The sequence below is a fragment of the Saccharopolyspora elongata genome (genome assembly GCF_004348985.1).
Taxonomy (GTDB): domain Bacteria; phylum Actinomycetota; class Actinomycetes; order Mycobacteriales; family Pseudonocardiaceae; genus Saccharopolyspora; species Saccharopolyspora elongata.
In genome coordinates, this window is record NZ_SMKW01000002.1 from 39,014 (window position 1) to 57,191 (window position 18,178).

An 18,178-nucleotide genomic window follows, 5' to 3' on the forward strand; every position below is an offset into this window, starting at 1 on the left:
AAGGATGGCCACCTGCGGGAGGAGCGCCGGACGACTTTCGGCTGCACGGCGCGGAAGCGCGTCGGGCTCGACTTCTCCGGGCGGTCCTGAACGGACGCGGTGCGGGGTCACGGGCGGCGTCGACCTGCGGTCGTGACGCGACTCCGGAGGGAGGGTGCGGCCCGCCGGCTCCCGGCGGGCAAGGCGGCCGACGCGAGGCGCCGGCTGTCCAGCAGGGTCCGCGCCCCTCGGCTCGCCAGGGGCGCGGCAGGTACTTCCGGGATCATCGCCCATGCTCGTAGCAACGGCGCAACAGATCATCGGGTTCCGGACAAACGACTCAAAAATCGTGATCAACACAACATCACCCGCCCGTGATGCCGGTGCTGTGCCCGGCAAAGCGGTCGAACTCCAGGAACTGCGGCCAAGTCCGTGGCGAACCGGCCACGCTTCCCAGGCGGGGGTGCTGTGCACCAGAGCGCGCCGCGCCTCTCGGTCCGGCGCCGACTGGCCGGTCGGCGCTACTCCTCGGGCGTGCCCTGGGGTGGTTGCTCGATCGGGAACAGGATCGGGCTGAGCAGGTACTGGCTGCGGTGCGGTGCGGGCTCGTTGGCCAGCTGTGGCGCGATGGCGCCACGCATCCCGTCGATCATCTCGGCGAGTTCGCCGGGACTGAGCCAGATCGCGTGCTGGCGGTAGCCGACGGAATCGGCGGCGGGGTCGGCCCGCTCGCGGTCGAGATAGGCGTTGAACTCGGCGATCAGCGTGGTCATGGCGGTGGCGAAGCCACGGCGGTGCTCCTCCGGCGGCACCGTCATGGCCGTTTCGTGGTCGATCACCGCTCGTTCCCGGCGCAGGCGGTACAGGCGCTCCACGGCGCCGCGCACTCGTTGTTCTTCCTCGACTTCCAGGATGCCCGCGTCCGCGAGCAGGCCGACGTGCCGGTACACGGTCGCCTTCGAGACGTCGGGCACGCGGTCGCACAGCTGCGCGGTCGTGAGGTGCCGACCACCGGAGAGGGCGTGCACGATGCGCAGCCGCACCGGATGCACCAGCAGTTCCAACGTGTCCACAGTCGAATCTTCTCATGTCGTGATACCTTTCTCAAAGTTTGCGAACGGTATGGATGAGTCGATGCGGAGGAACGACATGCGGCACCTGTCAGCTGAGGACCGCCCCGAGGTGATCGAGGCGCCACCATTGGGAAGCCACTACGAAGTGGGAGGCCGGCGGCTGATGCTCCACCGCTCGGGCAGCGGCGACCCCGCCGTGGTGTTCCTCCCCGGAGCCGGGCTGGTCGGCCTGGACTTCCTGAACCTCCAGCAGCAGATGGCCGAACTGACCACGAGCGTGCTCTACGACCGGGCGGGCACGGGCTGGAGCGAGCGAACCGACCTGCCCCGCAGCGCCGTCGAGGTCGCAGGCGAGCTCCGGGACCTGCTGCGCGCAGCGGGAGTCCCGGCTCCCTACCTGCTGGTCGCGCATTCGCTGGGCGCGTTCTACGCGCGCCGGTTCGCGCAACTCTTCCCCGGTGAGGTGGCCGGTCTGCTCCTGCTGGATCCCGGTCACGAGGACATCAGCGACCACATGCCGGCGGAAGCCGCCGAGTTGAACGAGCAGATGAAGCTCGATCCGGAGCAGATGCCGGAGCTGACGGACGAGCAACTCGAGGCTTCCCGCAGCGCGCTCGCGCAGATCTACGCCGAGTGGCCGGACTCGGTCCGCGAGCCGCTCGTCGAACACCACCTCTTGGAGTGGCGGACGGGCATCCAGGAGACGGCCAACTTCGAGAGCGAGCTGTACGACGAACTCCGGCAGGGCGGAGAACTCCCCGACGTCCCGTTGATCGTGGTCACCGCGATGGGGCGCAACCCTTACTGGGCGAAGTTCGCGTCCGGGGACGTCGAACGCCGGATGCACGACGGCCTGCGGGACCTTCACGCGGCGATCGCAGCATCGGTTCCCCGCGGCGAGCAGCGGGTGCTCGACGATGCCCAGCACCAGTACATCCACATCGAGCATCCCGACGCCGTGCTGCACGCGATCCGCGACCTGCTCGACGAAGCCGGGACGTCGTGAACGACGGCGTTCCGGCCTGCTTCAGCGGCGCAGCGACTCGCCGCGCTTGCGGGCCCGAGCCCAGCGCAAGCCGTTGCCGAACAGCCGTTGGGTCTTGCGCGCCACCAGGTGCTGCGTCAGCAGGTGGTGCTGGTAGTGCCACGGCGGCTGCAAGCTGTTCCGGCCGGACATCGCGTAGCAGAAGTCCACGGCGTTGCGGTCGGTGTAGCGGTCGGTGTTCTCGAACCACGCCATGCTGGAGCGCGCCGAGGCCTGCGCCATGCGCATCATGGCGTGGCCTTCCTCGTCGAACTCCTTGAGCGCCATGGACGTTTGCTCGCACTCCAGCAGTTTGTGCGCGAGCATCACCGCGTCGGTCATGGCCAGCCTGGTTCCGGAACCGAGCGTGAAGTGCGTGGTGTGCGCGGCATCGCCGATCAGCACCATGTTCTCGTGGCGCCAGGTCTGGTTGTAGACCTGGGTGAAGCGCTGCCAGGAGGCCGGCCTTCCCCGGGCGGCGCTGATCAGCGAGTGCCCTGCCAGCGGCTGGTCGAAGATGTCCTCCAGCAACCGCATGCTCTCGTCGTCGCCGAGCCGGTCGAACCCCAGTCGGCGCCAGGTCGTGTCCTGGCATTCGACGATGAAGGTGCTGATGCCGGAGCTGGAGGGGTAGGCGTGGAACCAGATCCAGCCCTCGGGTGTTTCTTCGAAGTCGAAGGTGAACATGTCGAACACCCGGTCCGTGCCCAGCCAGATGTAGGGGTTGTGGCCCTGGTCGACCTGGGTGCCGAACTCCTCGGCGTAGCGCTGCCGGGTGCGGCTGTTCGCGCCGTCGGCGACCACGATCAGGTCGGCGTCGGCGAACTCCGACAGGTCTTCCGCGGCGTGCTCGTACTGGACGTCCACGTCGAGGTCGGTGGCGCGCTGGGCGAGTATCTCCAGCAGTGGCGCGCGGTTCACGCTGTACCCGTATCCGCCCATGTAGGCGTGTTCGGTGCCGTGCAGCGAGACGACCTGCTCCCGCCACAGCGTCGAGGCGGCGCGGATCTGCTCCGCGCTCTCCCGGTCGTTGCGGTACAGGATGTCCAGCAGGTCGTCCCAGTACACGACGCCCCAGCCGTAGGTGGCGCCCGGCGGGTCCCGTTCGATCACGGTGATGTCGTGCCCGGCGTCCCTGAGCTTCGCCGAGATGGCCAGGTAGAGGCCGGCCGGCCCGGCCCCGATGCACACGATCTTCATGGCGTCTCCACACGAGCAGCGAGATGAGTGGTGACCGCGGAATGCTCGTGAGCGCCACGAGCGACCGGTGTCCGCATGGGTCGGTACGACCCCGTTGTACACCGGTGGGAAGCCGGTCGCATGGGCGCCGCCGCCTGCCCGCTACCGGAGCTGCGGGACAAGGGACTTTCGCCCCCGACATGCACCTACCGCGAGCCTTCCGGGCTGCCGCAGCAGCCCGGAAGGCCCACGACCCGGCGTTACCGCTCCGCGCGCAGTTCGACGACCCGCACGCCGTAGGCGGGGAGCGTGACCTTGGAAAGGAGTTCACCGGTCTTGGTGTCGTGCAAGGAAGAACCGTCCGCTCGGGGCGTTGTCGTGATCTCCTGGCCGTGCTGGCTGACGAGCCAGGCGAACCGGCGCCCGTCCTCGTGCCGGAGCTCGTCCGCGAACACCCGCGGATCGTCGACCGCGATCGGCCGCTCGATGCCGGCGATCTCGGCCAGCGCCGCGTAAAGCCGGTGCGTGTCCTCCGGGTTGACGCGCGCGTTCCGCGCCGCGAAGTGCTCGATCGGATAGGTGCACAGCACGGTCTCGCCCTGCCCGCTGCGGTGACGCAGCAGGGCCGGCCTGCCGTGCGCGTCGGTGGCCACCACCGTCGCTCCGCGCGGGTGGACCGGGAGGTACGCCCGGCTGTGCTCGTTGCCGCCGACCCGGAAGCGCAGCACCTCGCCTTCGGCGATGCCGCCGAAGTCCTCGGCGAAGGTGAACTCGACGACCTCGTCGGCCACCTCGTCGACCACGCCGTAGGTCATCTCCTTCGCGACGCCGAAGGTCTCGTCCAGGTACGGGATCCACGGCTGCCGGTGGTGCCCGACCTCGCCGGCGGTGTAGGACAGGTACAGCACCGCGCCCTGCGCCACCCGCTCGCGCAGCCACTGCCAGGTCGGCCCCTGGATCTGCTTGGTGCACGGCAGCAGGTACAGCGAGCAGTCCGGGTCGATGCCGTCGCGTTCCCTGGTGAACCCGACGGGCAGGTCGGCCTCCCGCGCGGCCACGTACGCCTGCTGCAGCGAGCTGAAGACGAGCGGCCGGTCGTCGTCCTGGCTGAACGGGTAGCCGTGCTCCAGGTACTCGGTCACCACCAGCGCCGCCTGCGCATCGGTGCGCTCGCACCGGGCGAAGTCCACAGTGGATAGCACGTCGGCGAACGCGGCCAGCTCGTGCAGCGGCGGCTTCGGGTTCCCGGCGTCGTCGGTGATGCCGAAGTGCATCTCGAAGGGGTGGTGCGAGTACGGTCCCTGCTCGACGAGGTCGTCGTAGTCGGTGTTGTTCCACGCCACCCAGCCGGTCGATCCGGCGAGCAGCGAGTTGTGCAGCGTCTGCCGGTAGTAGTGCGCGGCGTGCTCCGGCGACACCTGGTCGCTGGAGAGGCCGAACTCCTCCAGCACCACCGGCTTGCCGCCCACCGCGGCCAGCTCGCAGATGAACGCCGCGCCGAGGTGCTGGCGCACCGGGTCGCTGTCGATCCGGTACACGTGCGGGCCGACGAAGTCCACCAGCGCACCGGTCTCGCGGACCGAGAACCCGTTGTCCGTGCCGGTGACCTCGATGCCCCACGCGCCGTCGCCCAGCGACACGGGCTGGTGCCCGCCGCCGGCCCGGACCGCCTGCACCATCAGCTGCGCCCAGCTGGTGACCTGCTCGGTCGGCGCCTTCGGTTCGTGCCGCAACCGGCCGTAGATCGGCATCTCGTTGCTGATCAGCCAGCCCGCGACCGCCGGGTGCGCGGCGAAGCGCTCGGTCATCCGCTGCACGAACCACGCCTGCCGGGACACCAGCCAGACGTCGGCGTAGAGGTCGCGGCCGTCCCGCCACGCCGGATCCCAGTTGTCGCCGGACATGTGCCCCACGATGAAGGTCGGGATCGACGACATGCCGATCTCCCGGTGCGCGTCCAGGAAGTCGGCGAAGTGCTCGACCTTCTCCGCGTCGACGCTGTCCGGGGCCGGCATGAAGTCGGGCCAGTAGAAGAAGGAACGCGTCTGCCGCAGGCCGTGCTCGTGGAGCACCCGCAGTTCCTCGCGCACGACCCGCGGCGAGTAGTTCCGCCACATCAGCGGCCCGCCGGTGCGCGACCAGAAGTTCGCGCCGAGCCACACGGCCGGTTCCCCGGCCACGGTCACCTTGGCGGAGTTGCGTCGCATCGATCGCCCTTTCTCGGCTGGTGGATCCAACAGGTCACTTGACCGCGCCCGCGGTCAGCCCCTGGGCCAGGTATCGCTGGAGCAGCAGGAACCCGATGACCACCGGGATGCTGACGACCAGCGACGCCGCCATCACCTCGTTCCAGTACACCGAGGTCTGCGTGGCGTACTCGCGCAGCCCGACCGCGAGCGTGCGAGAACCCGAGTCGGTCATGATCGAGGCGAACAGGGTCTCGCCCCACGCCGTCATGAACGCGTAGATCGCCACCGCGGCGATGCCCGGTCGCGCGGCGGGAAGCACCACCCTGAGCAGGGCGCTCACCGGGCTCGCGCCGTCGATCAGCGCCGCCTCGTCGAGGTCCTTCGGGATGGAGTCGAAGTAGCCGACCAGCATCCAGATCGCGAACGGCAGCGAGAACGTCAGGTAGGTGATGATCAGGCCGAGGTGGCTGCCGTGCAGGGCGATGCCGGTCAGCCGGCCGATCGTGGCGTAGATCAGGTACAGCGGCAGCAGGAACAGGATGCCGGGGAACATCTGGGTGGACAGCACGACGATGCGGAACGCGTTGCGGCCGCGGAAGCGGAACCGGCTGATCGCGTACGCGGCGAACACGGCGATGGTCACCGACAGCGCCGCGGCGCCCAGGGCCACCGCGGTGCTGTTCACGAAGTAGTCGGCCAGCGAGATCGTCGACCACATGTCGACGAACGGCTGGAACGTGATGTTCACCGGCAGCCACCGGAACCGGTCCTGCACGTCGCCCAGCGGCTTCACCGCCGAGGTCACCATCACGTACAGCGGCAGCGCGGTGAACAGCGCCAGGAAGGTCAGCCCGCCCACCCGCAGGAGGCGGAACCACCGCGGCTCAGACATCTTTCAACCTCCGCGAGGTGAAGGCCAGGTAGCCCGCGGTCACCAGCAGCAGGAACAGCAGCAGGAGCGCGGACATCGCCGAGCCCAGGCCGAAGTTCCAGGTGAGGAACGAGCTTCCGTAGATGTGGATGGAAAGCAGGTTGGCGGCGCCCGGCACCGACTTGTCGAACAGGATGTAGGGCACGTTGAAGTCGTTGAACGTCCACAGGAACAGCACCAGCACCAGGACCTGGTTCACCGGCCGCAGCATCGGCACCGTGATGGACCGGAACTGCTGCCAGATCCCCGCACCGTCCACTGTGGCCTGCTCGTAGACGTCGGCCGGGATGGACTGCATCCCGGCCATCAGGACGAGGAACGCGAACGGCCACAGCCGCCAGACCGAGGTGACGACGATGCTGCCGAAGGCGTTGTCGCCCAGCAGCCAGAAGGTGCCGCCCGCGCCGGCCCCGAGGTCGCCCAGCACGGTGTTGACCATGCCGTCGCTGCGGTCGAGCATGAACTTCCAAACCATGACCGCGGTGTAGACCGGCAGCGCGTACGGCACCAGGAACAGCGTGCGAAGCACGGCGCGGCCGGGGAAGCTGCGCTGGAGCAGCGTCGCCGCGAAGAGACCGAGCGTCCAGGACAGCCCGACGGTCAGGATCGCGTAGGCCAGCGTGACCGCGAAGGAGCGCAGGAGCTCCGCGCCTGCCGCGCCGTCGAGGTCCAGCGCGAAGCCGAAGTTGTCCAGGCCGGCGAACGGGGCGCGCACCCAGTCCCGCAGGTGGAACTGGGTCAGTTCGAGCAGGCTCATCCACAGGCCGCCGAGCATCGGCACCAGGTGCACCAGCAGCTCGAAGGCCAGCGCGGGCGCGATCAGCAGGTAGGGGAGCGCGCGCCGGCTCGGCGTCCACCCGCGACGCCGCGCCGGAATCGGTGTGGTGGCCGTCATCCTCCGGTCCCCCGCATCTTCTGCTCCGCCTCGGCCAGCGCCTCGCGCACGTCCTCCGCGCCGGGTGGTCGTCCGGTGGCGGTGGCCGCGAACAGGTCGCGCATCGCCGCACCGACCGTCGTTTCGAAGTGCGCCTCGTTGGGGATCATCGGCACGGTTTCCGAGCCGCCGGCCAGCACTTCGCTGAACACCTGGTTCTTGGGCGTGTGGAAGACCGGATCGTCGTAGGCGTCCTCGACCACCGGCAGCGTGCCGTACTTCTCGTTCAGCGACGCCTGGACCTCCTTGCTGGTGAGGAATTCGACCAGCTTGAGGGCCTGTTCCCGGCGCGGGCTGTCGGCGAACACCGCGACGTTCGAACCCGCGACGTGGCTGCGCACGGCCCGGCCGCCGGGCGGCAGGGGATCGGGCACTGGCATCGGCACGACGCCGTAGTCCGCTTCGGCCATCCCGTTGTCGTGCAGTGTCGGGATGACGCTGTTCTGCGCGATCAGCATCGCGGCGTCACCGTCCACGAAATCCGCTGCCGCGCCGGAGGAATTGCCCTCCTCGGCGTCGTCGGGATCCACCACCCGGGCCGAGGCCATCAGGTCGATGTAGCGCTGCACGGCGGCGACGGCTTCCGGCGATGCGAACGACGGGCTGCCGCGCTCGTCGATGAGGTGCGTGCCCTCCTGGCGGCCGAACATGAACGCGAAGTGCGCGTTCTCGGTGTAGCTGGCGCCGGGGATGGTGAGTCCCCAGCGGCCGCGCGCCGGGTCGGTGAGCCGCTTCGCGGTGTCGATGAACTCCCGCCAGTCCTTCGGAGGCTCGGTGATGCCGGCCTCCGCGAACAGCTTCTTGTTGTAGAACAGGCCGTAGGACAGCCCGTACAGCGGCAGCGAAGCCGGCGGTCGCCCGGGCATCCCGGCGGAGCTCATGCTGCTGTCGAGGAACCGGTCCCGGCCGCCGAAGCGGTTCATCAGCGCGTCGTCGAAGGGCACGAACGCGCCGGTCGCCTGCAGGGACGCGGCCCAGGTGTTGCCGAGGTTCACCACGTCCGGGCCCACGCCGGAGGTCGCCGCGCCGAGGATCCGGTTGAGCAGGTCGGACCAGCCGATCACCTCCAGCTTGACCTCGATGCCGGTCCGGGCGGTGAACTCGGCGAGCTCTTCGCCGAGGATTTCCCGGTCCTGCGCGGCGTTCTTGCTCTGGTTGCTCGCCCAGTAGGTGATCGTGTTGTCGTCGTCGGCCGGTGCCGCGCAGCCGGTGAGCGCGCCGGCGAGCAATGCCGCGACCAGCGGCACCGCCAGGAGTGAGCGCTTGAGCACGAAAGCCTCCTCGGCTTCGTCGGGCCCGTCGTTGGACCCCTGGCTCAAGCTAGGGACTTAACCGGTTAATCAGAAGGACAGATCGGCGCCGTGATCATTTCGTTACCGTTGGTCGGTCAGTTGCCGGGAGCGGTCGCGGTGCTCCCGCGCGGCACCAGCGTCCGCGGCGACAGCTCGCCGTCGTCGGCCGAACCGGTCTCGATCAGCTCCAGCAGCATGCGCGCGGCGGTGGCGGAATCCACGACGACGCTGTGCGCGAACGCGGTGATCGCGGGGCGAACCACCTGGCACAACATCGAGTCGTCCCACGCCAGCACCGAGAGATCGGCCGGAACCCGCACGCCCAGCTCCTCGGCGTGCACCACCGCCGCGACCGCCATCACGTCGTTGTCGTAGATGACCGCCGTCGGGGGATTCGGTGCTGAGAGCAGGCGGCGCGTGGCGCGAACCCCGCCCTCCTCGGTGTAATCGCCGGGCGCGTGGTGCACCGAGAGGCCCGGCGCTTCGCCCACGGCTCGGCGCAGCGCGTCCGCCCGCCGGACGGTGTGCTGGAGATCGGGCGGCCCCTGCACGTGCCCGATCCGGCGATGGCCGAGTTCCGCGAGGTGCGTGATCGCGCTGCGGATGGCCTCGTCCTCGTCGGCCCGCAGGACCGGGACCCCCGGCATCGGCCCCGCGGTGCCGAAGAACACCGCTGGCGTCCCCAGTTCGCGCAGCAGCTCCGGGCGCGGGTCGGAGATCCGGAGGTCGGTCAGCACCACGCCGTCGACCCGCCGCTCCGCCCACCAGCGCCGGTAGGTGTCCAGCTCGGTGCCGGTGTCCGCCGCTAGCGCGAGCTGCAGCGAAAACCCGTCCGCCGAAAGGGTTTGCTCCAGGCCGGCCAGCATCTGCATGAAGAACGGCTCGGTGCGCAGCACCTCCGGGGAGCGGGCGAGCACGATGCCGACGTTCGCCGCCCGGTCGTTGGACAGGGCGCGCGCCGCGCTGCTGGCCCGCCAGCCCATCGCCGTCGCGACGTCGAGGATCCGCTCCCGGGTCTGCGGCGAGACCCCGGCGCGCCCGTTGAGCGCGTAGGAGACGGCGGCCTTCGAAACCCCGACCTCCCGGGCGATGTCGATGATCGTCGGCCGCTTCACCCGGCGCTCCTTCCCGGCCCGCGCCGGAGAACACCGGGGCGGCGCGACGTCCCGGAGCGCAGCGTACTGGTGTGGGGCTACCGGGGGGCGGCCTCCCGGCCGTGGGCGGCCAGCGCGTAGATCACGACCACGTCGAGCACGATCACCACCGCCGACCACAGCGGATAGGTCGTGAAGAAGGCGATGTTGGTCAGGATGCTGATCACCGCCATGGCGATGGCCACGGCACGCGCCCAGGTGCGGCCGCTGAACAGCCCGACTCCGGTGGCGGCGAGCACGACACCGGTGATCAGGAAGCTCCAGCCGACCCCGGCGTAGCTGACCTGCACCGCCGATCCGGCCGGCGTCACGTACGTCGTGCCGGAGCGGGCGAACGCGATCGCCCCGGTGATGACCTGGACGATGCCGGCCAGCAGCAGGATGGTGGCGGCGAAGTACACCCATCCCACCCAGCCGGTGTGCATGCGTCGTGCTCCGTGCGTGGTCATCACGGCCTCCTCTGATAGCCCTGCCTGAGACTTACCGTGCGGGAGGCGGAACTGCTTGATCCAGGGGCCAAAGACCTTGGCTTGCGCTGTTCAGCGGCGGCCACGCAGCGCGATCTCCGCGGCTTGCCGGACGACGTCGGTGGTCGGTTCCCAGTCGAGGTCGGAGTGCATGACCGCGTCGATCGCGCCGATCAGGGCCCCGGTCAGCGCCGCGGCGTGCAGCGCGTCGAGCTCCTCGGGATACGCCTCGCGGAGCGCGTGCGCGAGCCGCTGCTGCAGGGAGGCGTTGCGGAGCAAAGCGCCCGCGCGCAGGGCCGGGACGGTGGCGATGAGCCGGGCCCTGATCCTGGTCAGCTCGTGGTCGAAGGGGAAGCTCCAGGCGTCGGCGGTGCTCAGCTGGTGAATCGTGCGCAGCAGCAGGTCTTCCGGCTGCTCGTCGGCGGAGCGGCCGGCGAAGGCTTCCTGGACCAGGCCGTCGTAGAGCACGTCGTCTGCGAAGACGACCTCGTCCTTGGCCGAGAAGTAGTTGAAGAACGTCGCGGGCGACACCTCGGCGGCCGCCGCGATCTCGGCGACGGTCGTGCTGTCGTAGCCCTTCTCGTCGAACAGCCGGATGGCCGCCTCGATCAGGGCCTGCTTGGTGCGCCGCTTCTTCCGCTCCCGCAGCCCGGGCCGGTCACTCATGGTCGCCAATTCTACATGAGATCTAAAATTAGAGAGGCTCTAAGTTTCTGCTAGCGTGGTCGCCATGACAGATCGAACGCAGTGCTGCATCGTCGGCGGCGGCCCGGCGGGGATGATGCTGGGCCTGCTGCTCGCGCGCGCCGGCGTGGCGGTGACGGTGCTGGAGAAGCACCAGGACTTCTTGCGGGATTTTCGCGGCGACACCGTGCATCCCTCCACCTTGCGGCTGCTCGACGAGCTCGGTCTGGGTGAGCGGTTCGCCGAGCTGCCGGCCGGGAAGCTGGCGAAGATGCGCATCCAGATCGGCTCCAAGACGGTGGTCATGGCCGACTTCGGGCGGCTCCGTGAGCCGTACCGGCACATCGCGATGGTGCCGCAGTGGGACTTCCTCGACCTGCTGGCCACCGCGGCCGCTGAGGAGTCGTCGTTCACGCTGCGCATGTGCAGCGCCGTGACCGGACTGCGCAAGGACGGTGCCGGTCGCACCACAGGCGTGCACTACCGCGACGCCGACGGCGCGGAGCGCGAACTCGCCGCGCCGCTGACCGTCGGTTGCGACGGCCGCTGGTCGGTGGTGCGCCGGGAGGCCGGGCTGCGGCCGATCTCCTACGACGTGCCGATGGACGTGTGGCAGGTCCGGGTGCCCAAGGTCGGCGGCGACGCCGACGGCGAGGTGTTCGGCCACTTCGGTGGCGGGCAGGTCTCGGTCACCATGGACCGCGGCGACTACTTCCAGACTTCCTACCTGATCGGGAAGGGCCGGAACGAGGCCCTGCGGGCGCAGGACATCGCGGTGTTCCGGGCGCGGCTGGCCGAACTGTTCGGTTGGCCGGAAGCCCGGCTGGAGTCGGTGCGCTCGTGGGACGACGTGAAGCTGCTGCGGGTGGAGATGAACCGGCTTCGCCGCTGGTACGGCGACGGCGTGCTGTGCATCGGCGACGCCGCGCACACGATGTCGCCGGTCGGCGGCGTCGGCGTCAACCTCGCCGTGCAGGACGCCGTCGCGGCGGCCCGGGTGCTGGCGGAACCGCTTCGGCACGGCCGGGTTCCCGCCGCGGCGCTGGCGAAGATCCAGCGCCGCCGGTGGCTGCCGATGGCGGTGGCGCAGCAGTCGCAGCACGGCGAGCACGAGATGCTGCTGCGGCCGGCGCTCGACGGCACGCTCGACGAGAACAAGCTGCCGCTGATGCTGCGCGCCCTGCAACGCGCGCCGTTCCTGCGTGGTTTGACCGCCTACATCGGCGGAATGGGGGTCCTCCCCGAACACGCTCCCGCGTTCGCGCGCAGGGCGGCGGCCTGATCTGTCCGCAGTGGAGGATCAGGCCGCGACCAGCTCGCGTTCCGTCCGCATGGCCGGGATTCCTGCCGTTTCTGCCGGAGTGACCGCCGCGCGCTCGCTGTTGCGCTCCAGGGTTCCGGAGAGCGCGGCGAGCGCGAGGCCGATCACCGAAAGCGCCGAACCGACCAGGTTCGGCGACAGCAGGCCGAGGCCGTGGGCGATCGCCAGGCCACCGGCGTAGGCGCCGATGGAGTTCGCGACGTTGAAGGCGGACTGCAGCGCCGCCGACACGAGCGCCGGAGCCCCGCCGGCCTTGTCCATCACCACGGCCTGCATGATCGGCGCGACCATGAAGCCGAGGGCGCCGATCACGAAGACCGTCACCGCGGCGGCCAGCTTGTCGCCGGAGGTGATGGTGAACGCGCCGAGCACCACGGCCAGCCCGATCAGCACGGCGTACAGGCCGGGCATCAGAGCCTTGTCGGCGATCCGGCCGCCCAGGAAGTTGCCCAGCGTCATGCCGAGCCCGGCCAGCACCAGCAGGCCCGTCACGCCGGTCGGGGAGTACCCGGAGACGTCGGTGAGGATCGGGGTCAGGTAGCTCAGGCAGGCGAACGTGCCGCCGAGGCCGAAGGTCACGATCGCCAGCGCCAGCCACACCTGCGGCAGGCGGAACGCGGCGAGCTGCCCGCGCACCGAGGCCTCCGAGGGTGCGGGGCGGCCCTGGGCGGGCACCAGCCGGAGGATGGCGGCGACGGCGAGGAGACCGATGGCGGCGACCACGGCGAACGTGGCGCGCCAGCCGAACTGCTGGCCCAGCAGCGTGCCGAGCGGCACACCGACGACGTTGGCCAGCGTGAGGCCCATGAACATCATCGAGATGGCCTTGGCGCGGTTGCCCGGCCCGACGAGGCTGGTGGCCACGACGGCGCCGGCGCCGAAGAACGCGCCGTGCGGCAGGCCCGCCAGGAACCGGAACGCCGTGCCGATCTCCGCGCTCGGGGACAGCGTGAAGAGCAGGTTGCCGACCGTGAAGAGGCCCATAGTGCCGACGAGCATGGCTTTGCGGGGCAGTCGCGCGCCCAGGATCGTCAGGGCCGGGGCACCGATCACCACGCCGAGCGCGTAACCCGTGATCAGGTTGCCTGCGGTCGGGATCGACACGCCGAGGTCGGCGGCCGCCTGGGGCAGCACGCCCATCATGACGAACTCGGTCGTGCCGATGCCGAAGGCGCCGATGGCCAGTGCGAGCAGCGCGAAGGGCACAGTTCTCCTATCGGGGAAGCGGGGATCGGGGGAGCGCGGCGGGTCGTGATGGCCGCTGACGGGACGCTATCTGTATCGATACAGAAGGAATACGCGAAGAAGTCCGGCCCAAATGCTGGCCACGTCACCGTCGGTTGTTCGGTGTCCAGTTTCGGGGTCCGGCGCCGGTCCTGTCCACCTCGCGGGCCGTGAAACGAGACACGGTGCGTAGTGGACGAATCGGCATTGTCACTCAATAGAGTGAGGGCGGTGCTAGGTCGCATCGACAGGTGTCCTTAGTGGACCCGGGGGCTCGCGGCGCAGAATCGGGCGGGACATCCAGCCGGGAGGAGCGGGAGGCGGCGTGCCGGAGGAACGTGGTGGGCACTTCGTCCGCTCGGTCGAGCGGACCCTGTCGGTGCTGCGGGCGTTCTCGCCCGGGCGGGCCGAGCTGACGCTGACCGAGGTGGCGCAGGCCAGCGGCCTGGACCGGGCCGGGGCCCGGCGGATCCTGCTGACGCTGGTCGACCTCGGCTACGTCCGCCACGACGAGCGGCACTTCGCGCTGACGCCGCAGGTCCTGGAGTTCGGCTATGCCTACCTGTCCAGCCGGTCGCTGCCGCAGATCGCCGAGCCGCACCTGCGCCGGCTCACCCGGGAACTGCGGGAGATGACCGCGGTGGCCGTGCTCGAAGGCGATGAGATCTGCTACATCGCGCAGGTGCCGAGCCCGAAGCTGCTGTCCGTGGCGATCCCGGTCGGCACCCGCTTCCCCGCGCACGCCACGTCGATGGGCAAGGTGCTGCTGGCCGGGATGCCGCCGGAGCGGTTGGAGGCGCGGCTGCGCTCGACGGACCTGACGGCGCTCACGCCGCGCACCATCACCACCCGCGAAGGCCTGCTCGCGGATCTCGGCAAGGTCCGCAGGCAGGGCTTCGTGATCTCCGACAGCGAACTGGAGGAGGGCCTGCGCGGTGTCGCCGCGCCGATCCGCGACGCCGACGGGAAGGTGTTCGCGGCGGTCAACGTCTCGCTGGACGCGCACAGCGCGTCGGAGGACAGCGTGCGGCGCGAGATCGTGCCGCTGCTGGTGGCGACGGCGGCCCGGATCGAAGCGGACCTGCGGCTGAAGCCGCCGGCGAGCCGCCCCGGGGCGCCCGGCCGCGTACCGCCACCAGGCATGTGATGCGGCGCCGGGCGGTGCTGGCGATTTCGCGCGAAATCAGCGCGGCCTCGGTTGTTCGCTGGACGACCGCTCGTGTCGCCGTGCGAACGAGCCGCCGACGACTTCCCGCGCACCGGCGTCGCGCCGATTTGCCTTGTCCACCAGCGAAAACACCGGGATTCGGCGCTGCTCTGCGGAGTCCTCGCGGCCATGGTGCCCTGCGTCACAGCTATTTTCCGCTGCGCTCCGTGCTTAGGATCCCCGTCACATCAGGCCATCCCGGCGGCGTTCGGCGAATCGCGGGTGGCGCCTTCGACCTCGACGGAGCGGGAGGGGCGGACATGACCCGCAGGGTTCGGAACCGGCAGCTGGCGGCGAAGATCGTCGACGCCGAGGAGGCCGCCGGGCTGATCGGGACCGGCGACAACGTGGGCATGAGCGGCTTCACCGGCGCCGGGTATCCGAAGGAGGTGCCGGGCGCGCTGGCCAAGCGGGTCGCCGCGGCCCGCGCGGAGGGGGAGCCGATGAAGGTCGGCCTGTGGACCGGCGCGTCCACCGCCCCGGAGCTCGACGGCGCGCTCGCCGAGGTGGAGGGCATCGACCTGCGACTGCCGTACCAGTCCGACCCGGTCACCCGCGAGAAGATCAACTCGGGCCGGATGGACTACACCGACATCCACCTCTCGCACGTCGCGCAGCGCGTGTGGCAGGGCGTCTTCGGCGAACTGGACGTCGCCGTCGTGGAGGTCAGCGGCATCACCGAGGACGGCCGCCTGATCCCGTCGTCGTCGGTGGGCAACAACAAGACCTGGCTGGAGCGGGCCGACCGGGTCATCCTCGAGGTCAACTCGTGGCAGAGCGAGCACCTGGAAGGGATGCACGACATCTACTACGGGACGGCGCTGCCGCCGCGGCGCAAGCCCGTCCCGATCACGCATCCCGCCGACCGGATCGGCGTGCCGTACCTGGAATGCCCGGCGGACAAGGTGATCGCGGTGGTCGAGACCGAATCGCCCGACCGCAACACGGTTTTCACGCCACCGGACGAGACGTCCGGGCGGATCGCCGGGCACGTGCTGGACTTCCTGGACCTGGAGGTGCGGTCCGGCCGACTGCCGCGGGACCTGCTCCCGCTGCAGTCCGGGGTGGGCAACGTGGCGAACGCCGTCCTCGCCGGGCTGCAGGCGGGCCCGTTCGACGGGCTGACCGCCTACACCGAGGTGATCCAGGACGGGATGCTGCACCTGATCGAGTCGGGCAAGCTCCGGATGGCGTCCGCGACCGCTTTCTCGCTGAGCCCGGCGGCGGTGGACCGCTTCAACCGCGATGCCGCCGCCTACCGCGACAAGATCGTGCTGCGGCCGCAGGAGATCAGCAACCACCCGGAGGTCGTGCGCCGGCTCGGCTGCCTGGCGATGAACGGCATCGTGGAGGCCGACATCTACGGCAACATCAACTCGACGCACCTGATGGGCAGCCGGATCCAGAACGGCATCGGCGGCTCGGGGGACTTCGCGCGCAACGCCTACGTGTCGATCTTCGTGACGCCGTCGGTGGCCAAGGGCGGCGCCGTTTCCTCGATCGTGCCGATGGTCTCGCACGTGGACCACACCGAGCACGACGTCGACGTGATCGTGACCGAGCAGGGCCTGGCGGATCTGCGCGGCCTCTCGCCCCGCAGGCGCGCGGAGCTGATCATCGAGCGGTGCGCGCATCCCGATTTCCGCCCGGCGCTGCGGGATTACTTCGATCGCGCCTCGGAATCGTCGTTCGGCCGCCACACCCCGCACCTCCTCGGGGAGGCCCTGTCCTGGCACCAGCGCTACCTCGACGAAGGAACCATGCGCCCGGCCTAGCGGCCGGCGGCGGAACCGAACCGCCTCCCGCGCCGTCGAAGCTGCCGGAAGTTGATCAATCCGGGCGCGACGGCGAAGGTGCTGCATCTTGATTACCCACGAGGACATGGTCGAAGCATTCGGTGACGAAGGCCTGCTGCTGATGGACGAGGAGCAGGCCCGCGGGCGGGGATTCTCCGACGCCGACGCGGAAGTCCTCTGCCAGGTGGGCTTGCCGGTCCGCGCGGACCAGGTGTTCACCACCTTCCTCCCGGACGAGCCGCGAACCGGCTCCCCGGTGGTGTTCAAGACCGGCAACGGAGATGTCGAGGTGTTCATCCTCGGCGGGACCGCGGGCGACGCGGGCATGCGCTACTTCCTCGACATCGGTAGTGGCGTCGTCGGGTTGCTCTCGCTCGACGGCCAGGCGCAGGCGGAGAAGGTCAACAGCTCCCTGGCTAACTTCGTCGAGTTCCTCCACCGGATCCGGTTGCGCCAGCAGGCGTTGAACGGCGACCCGGACGCCGGTCAGGACTACACCGAGAAGCTGTGGCAGTCGTTGAAGGAACTGGACCCGGACGCGTTCGACAGCACCGAGGCGTGGTGGTCGATGGTGCTGGAGCACCTGATGGACCGGGGCGCGATCGACGAAGCGCGCGCGTTCCTCCAGCAGCGGCGCGCGGAGGTCGCCGAAGCGGTGTCCGGGGACGAGCCTGCCGCGGGCAGTGGCTCGCACCGCGACCGGTTCGACCGGGCGCTTCGCCGGCTGGAGGCACAGGGCTGGGATGTCGTCGACGCCGAGGACTTCGCCGCCTACACCGACGGCGAAGGCCTGCTGAGCCCGTCGGCCGAGCTGGAAGACCACTTCGGCGCGGACGGCTCGCTCGCGAAGGACGTCGCCATCGCCTGGCGAGGCGGGCTGACCTCGAGGATCCAGTCGGAGTTCGCCCGCGAGGGCCTCGTCGTCTCCGTTCCCGAACAAGACGAAGACGAGGACGAAGACCTCCTGGACCTGGACGCCGACGAACTGCGCAAGCGATCCGATGCCGCCATGAAGGCGCTCTTCGATTCGGTCCACGGCCTGAACGAGCCGAAGGACGGGGTCGTGACCTGCCTGGCCACCGACCGGCCGTCCGACCTCTGCCGGATCGCGCGGGCCTTCGGTCGCCTCGCCGAGCACGGCTACATCGCCGAGCCCGACCTCTGGCCGACGCCGTCCGGAGGCTGGCGGCAGGTCCAGGAGCGGACCCGGCCGGGGCAAGAGCCGAAGGCGGTCTTCTGGGTCACCCAGCGGCACACCGAATGCTTCGACGCCCGCGGCAACCTCACCGACGAGCTCCCGCTGCAGTGGGCCGGCGACCGGGAGCTCATCGCGGAGGCGCTGGCCGAAACCGGGCTCGCGGTAGCGGTTCCCGAAGACGACGGGAGCACCTTCATCCTCGCCCCGGCATCCTGACCGACCAGGCGATGTGCAGCGGGGTGGCGATCACCGAGCGCAGCGATGACTTAGGACCGCGTCGAGGGGCTCAAGGCCTTCGCGGGGAAGCGCAAACCGGTCTGGAAAGGCCGCTGAACACCCCTTATCCGAAGTCCCGGCGGCGGAGGGCCAGCAGTCCGCCGCCGAGCAGGGCGGCGGACTGCGTGATCATCACCAGCGCCGGGCCCGGGTCGAACGGGTTTCCGGCGATGGTGTTCGGGATGTAGTGGAACGGCTCGAACGGCGTCCCGCCCCACACCCCGTACGAAATTGTGGAGTTCCGTCATTC

The 18,178-nt window shown here is 69.9% G+C and carries 16 protein-coding genes; 5 read left to right on the forward strand and 11 right to left on the reverse strand.

Features of this window, described 5'->3' with window-relative positions; genetic code table 11:
• Positions 1–500: 500 nt before the first annotated feature.
• Complete coding sequence (locus E1288_RS01895) at positions 501–1,052, reverse strand: helix-turn-helix domain-containing protein (RefSeq protein WP_132479710.1); 552 nt, start codon at positions 1,050–1,052, stop codon at positions 501–503.
• A gap of 61 nt (positions 1,053–1,113) precedes the next feature.
• Here E1288_RS01895 and E1288_RS01900 point away from each other — a divergent pair, with 61 nt between their 5' ends.
• Complete coding sequence (locus tag E1288_RS01900) at positions 1,114–2,058, forward strand: alpha/beta fold hydrolase (RefSeq protein ID WP_235883274.1); 945 nt, start codon at positions 1,114–1,116, stop codon at positions 2,056–2,058.
• Between the two features lie 21 nt (positions 2,059–2,079).
• Here E1288_RS01900 and E1288_RS01905 read toward each other — a convergent pair whose 3' ends face one another.
• The 8 genes from E1288_RS01905 to E1288_RS01940 form a co-directional block, all read right to left on the reverse strand.
• Positions 2,080–3,276 (reverse strand): FAD-dependent monooxygenase, encoded by a 1,197-nt coding sequence (locus tag E1288_RS01905; RefSeq protein ID WP_132479713.1) that lies wholly within the window; start codon positions 3,274–3,276, stop codon positions 2,080–2,082.
• Between the two features lie 239 nt (positions 3,277–3,515).
• On the reverse strand, positions 3,516–5,462 hold the full coding sequence (locus tag E1288_RS01910) for a cellulase family glycosylhydrolase (RefSeq protein WP_132479716.1): 1,947 nt from the start codon (positions 5,460–5,462) through the stop codon (positions 3,516–3,518).
• A gap of 34 nt (positions 5,463–5,496) precedes the next feature.
• Positions 5,497–6,336, reverse strand: a complete 840-nt coding sequence (locus E1288_RS01915; protein WP_132479719.1) for a carbohydrate ABC transporter permease — start codon at positions 6,334–6,336, stop codon at positions 5,497–5,499.
• Positions 6,329–7,270 (reverse strand): carbohydrate ABC transporter permease, encoded by a 942-nt coding sequence (locus E1288_RS01920; protein ID WP_132479722.1) that lies wholly within the window; start codon positions 7,268–7,270, stop codon positions 6,329–6,331. Before E1288_RS01920 ends, E1288_RS01915 begins: the two co-directional genes overlap by 8 nt.
• Positions 7,267–8,628: an ABC transporter substrate-binding protein gene (locus E1288_RS01925; protein ID WP_235883275.1), complete on the reverse strand. Its 1,362-nt coding sequence runs from the start codon at positions 8,626–8,628 to the stop codon at positions 7,267–7,269. The genes E1288_RS01920 and E1288_RS01925 overlap by 4 nt, the downstream gene beginning before the upstream one ends.
• A gap of 68 nt (positions 8,629–8,696) precedes the next feature.
• Positions 8,697–9,716, reverse strand: a complete 1,020-nt coding sequence (locus E1288_RS01930; RefSeq protein ID WP_132479725.1) for a LacI family DNA-binding transcriptional regulator — start codon at positions 9,714–9,716, stop codon at positions 8,697–8,699.
• A gap of 77 nt (positions 9,717–9,793) precedes the next feature.
• A complete protein-coding gene (locus E1288_RS01935; protein WP_132479728.1) occupies positions 9,794–10,204 on the reverse strand; it encodes a DUF7144 family membrane protein in 411 nt (136 codons plus the stop codon).
• A gap of 90 nt (positions 10,205–10,294) precedes the next feature.
• A complete protein-coding gene (locus E1288_RS01940; RefSeq protein WP_132479731.1) occupies positions 10,295–10,888 on the reverse strand; it encodes a TetR/AcrR family transcriptional regulator in 594 nt (197 codons plus the stop codon).
• Between the two features lie 64 nt (positions 10,889–10,952).
• On the opposite strand from E1288_RS01940, the gene E1288_RS01945 reads away from it, so the two are divergent.
• Complete coding sequence (locus tag E1288_RS01945; RefSeq protein ID WP_132479734.1) at positions 10,953–12,188, forward strand: FAD-dependent oxidoreductase; 1,236 nt, start codon at positions 10,953–10,955, stop codon at positions 12,186–12,188.
• Positions 12,189–12,206: 18 nt separating this feature from the next.
• On the opposite strand, the gene E1288_RS01950 is transcribed toward E1288_RS01945, so the two are convergent.
• Positions 12,207–13,433 (reverse strand): MFS transporter, encoded by a 1,227-nt coding sequence (locus E1288_RS01950; RefSeq protein WP_132479737.1) that lies wholly within the window; start codon positions 13,431–13,433, stop codon positions 12,207–12,209.
• A gap of 343 nt (positions 13,434–13,776) precedes the next feature.
• Between E1288_RS01950 and E1288_RS01955 the strand changes: the two genes are divergently transcribed.
• The 3 genes from E1288_RS01955 (at position 13,777) to E1288_RS01965 (ending at position 17,868) form a co-directional block, all read left to right on the forward strand.
• The gene (locus E1288_RS01955; protein WP_132479740.1) at positions 13,777–14,598 is read left to right on the forward strand and encodes an IclR family transcriptional regulator domain-containing protein; all 822 of its coding nucleotides are present in this window, start codon (positions 13,777–13,779) and stop codon (positions 14,596–14,598) included.
• Between the two features lie 320 nt (positions 14,599–14,918).
• Positions 14,919–16,433, forward strand: coding sequence for an acetyl-CoA hydrolase/transferase family protein (locus tag E1288_RS01960; protein ID WP_132479743.1), 1,515 nt, complete (start codon positions 14,919–14,921; stop codon positions 16,431–16,433).
• Between the two features lie 88 nt (positions 16,434–16,521).
• Positions 16,522–17,868 (forward strand): SUKH-4 family immunity protein, encoded by a 1,347-nt coding sequence (locus tag E1288_RS01965; RefSeq protein ID WP_268951785.1) that lies wholly within the window; start codon positions 16,522–16,524, stop codon positions 17,866–17,868.
• Between the two features lie 124 nt (positions 17,869–17,992).
• On the opposite strand, the gene E1288_RS46700 is transcribed toward E1288_RS01965, so the two are convergent.
• Positions 17,993–18,148 (reverse strand): hypothetical protein, encoded by a 156-nt coding sequence (locus E1288_RS46700; protein ID WP_165967941.1) that lies wholly within the window; start codon positions 18,146–18,148, stop codon positions 17,993–17,995.
• Positions 18,149–18,178 lie beyond the last annotated feature (30 nt).

Excerpts from the sequence above, each read along its gene's own strand:
- E1288_RS01920 (WP_132479722.1), bottom strand. The coding sequence starts at position 7,270 with ATGACGGCCACCACACCGATTCCGGCGCGGCGTCGCGGGTGGACGCCG.
- E1288_RS01910 (WP_132479716.1), bottom strand. The coding sequence starts at position 5,462 with ATGCGACGCAACTCCGCCAAGGTGACCGTGGCCGGGGAACCGGCCGTG.
- E1288_RS01915 (WP_132479719.1), bottom strand. The coding sequence starts at position 6,336 with ATGTCTGAGCCGCGGTGGTTCCGCCTCCTGCGGGTGGGCGGGCTGACC.
- E1288_RS01900 (WP_235883274.1), top strand. The coding sequence starts at position 1,114 with ATGCGGAGGAACGACATGCGGCACCTGTCAGCTGAGGACCGCCCCGAG.
- E1288_RS01940 (WP_132479731.1), bottom strand. The coding sequence starts at position 10,888 with ATGAGTGACCGGCCCGGGCTGCGGGAGCGGAAGAAGCGGCGCACCAAG.
- E1288_RS01935 (WP_132479728.1), bottom strand. The coding sequence starts at position 10,204 with ATGACCACGCACGGAGCACGACGCATGCACACCGGCTGGGTGGGATGG.
- E1288_RS01960 (WP_132479743.1), top strand. The coding sequence starts at position 14,919 with ATGACCCGCAGGGTTCGGAACCGGCAGCTGGCGGCGAAGATCGTCGAC.
- E1288_RS01905 (WP_132479713.1), bottom strand. The coding sequence starts at position 3,276 with ATGAAGATCGTGTGCATCGGGGCCGGGCCGGCCGGCCTCTACCTGGCC.
- E1288_RS01945 (WP_132479734.1), top strand. The coding sequence starts at position 10,953 with ATGACAGATCGAACGCAGTGCTGCATCGTCGGCGGCGGCCCGGCGGGG.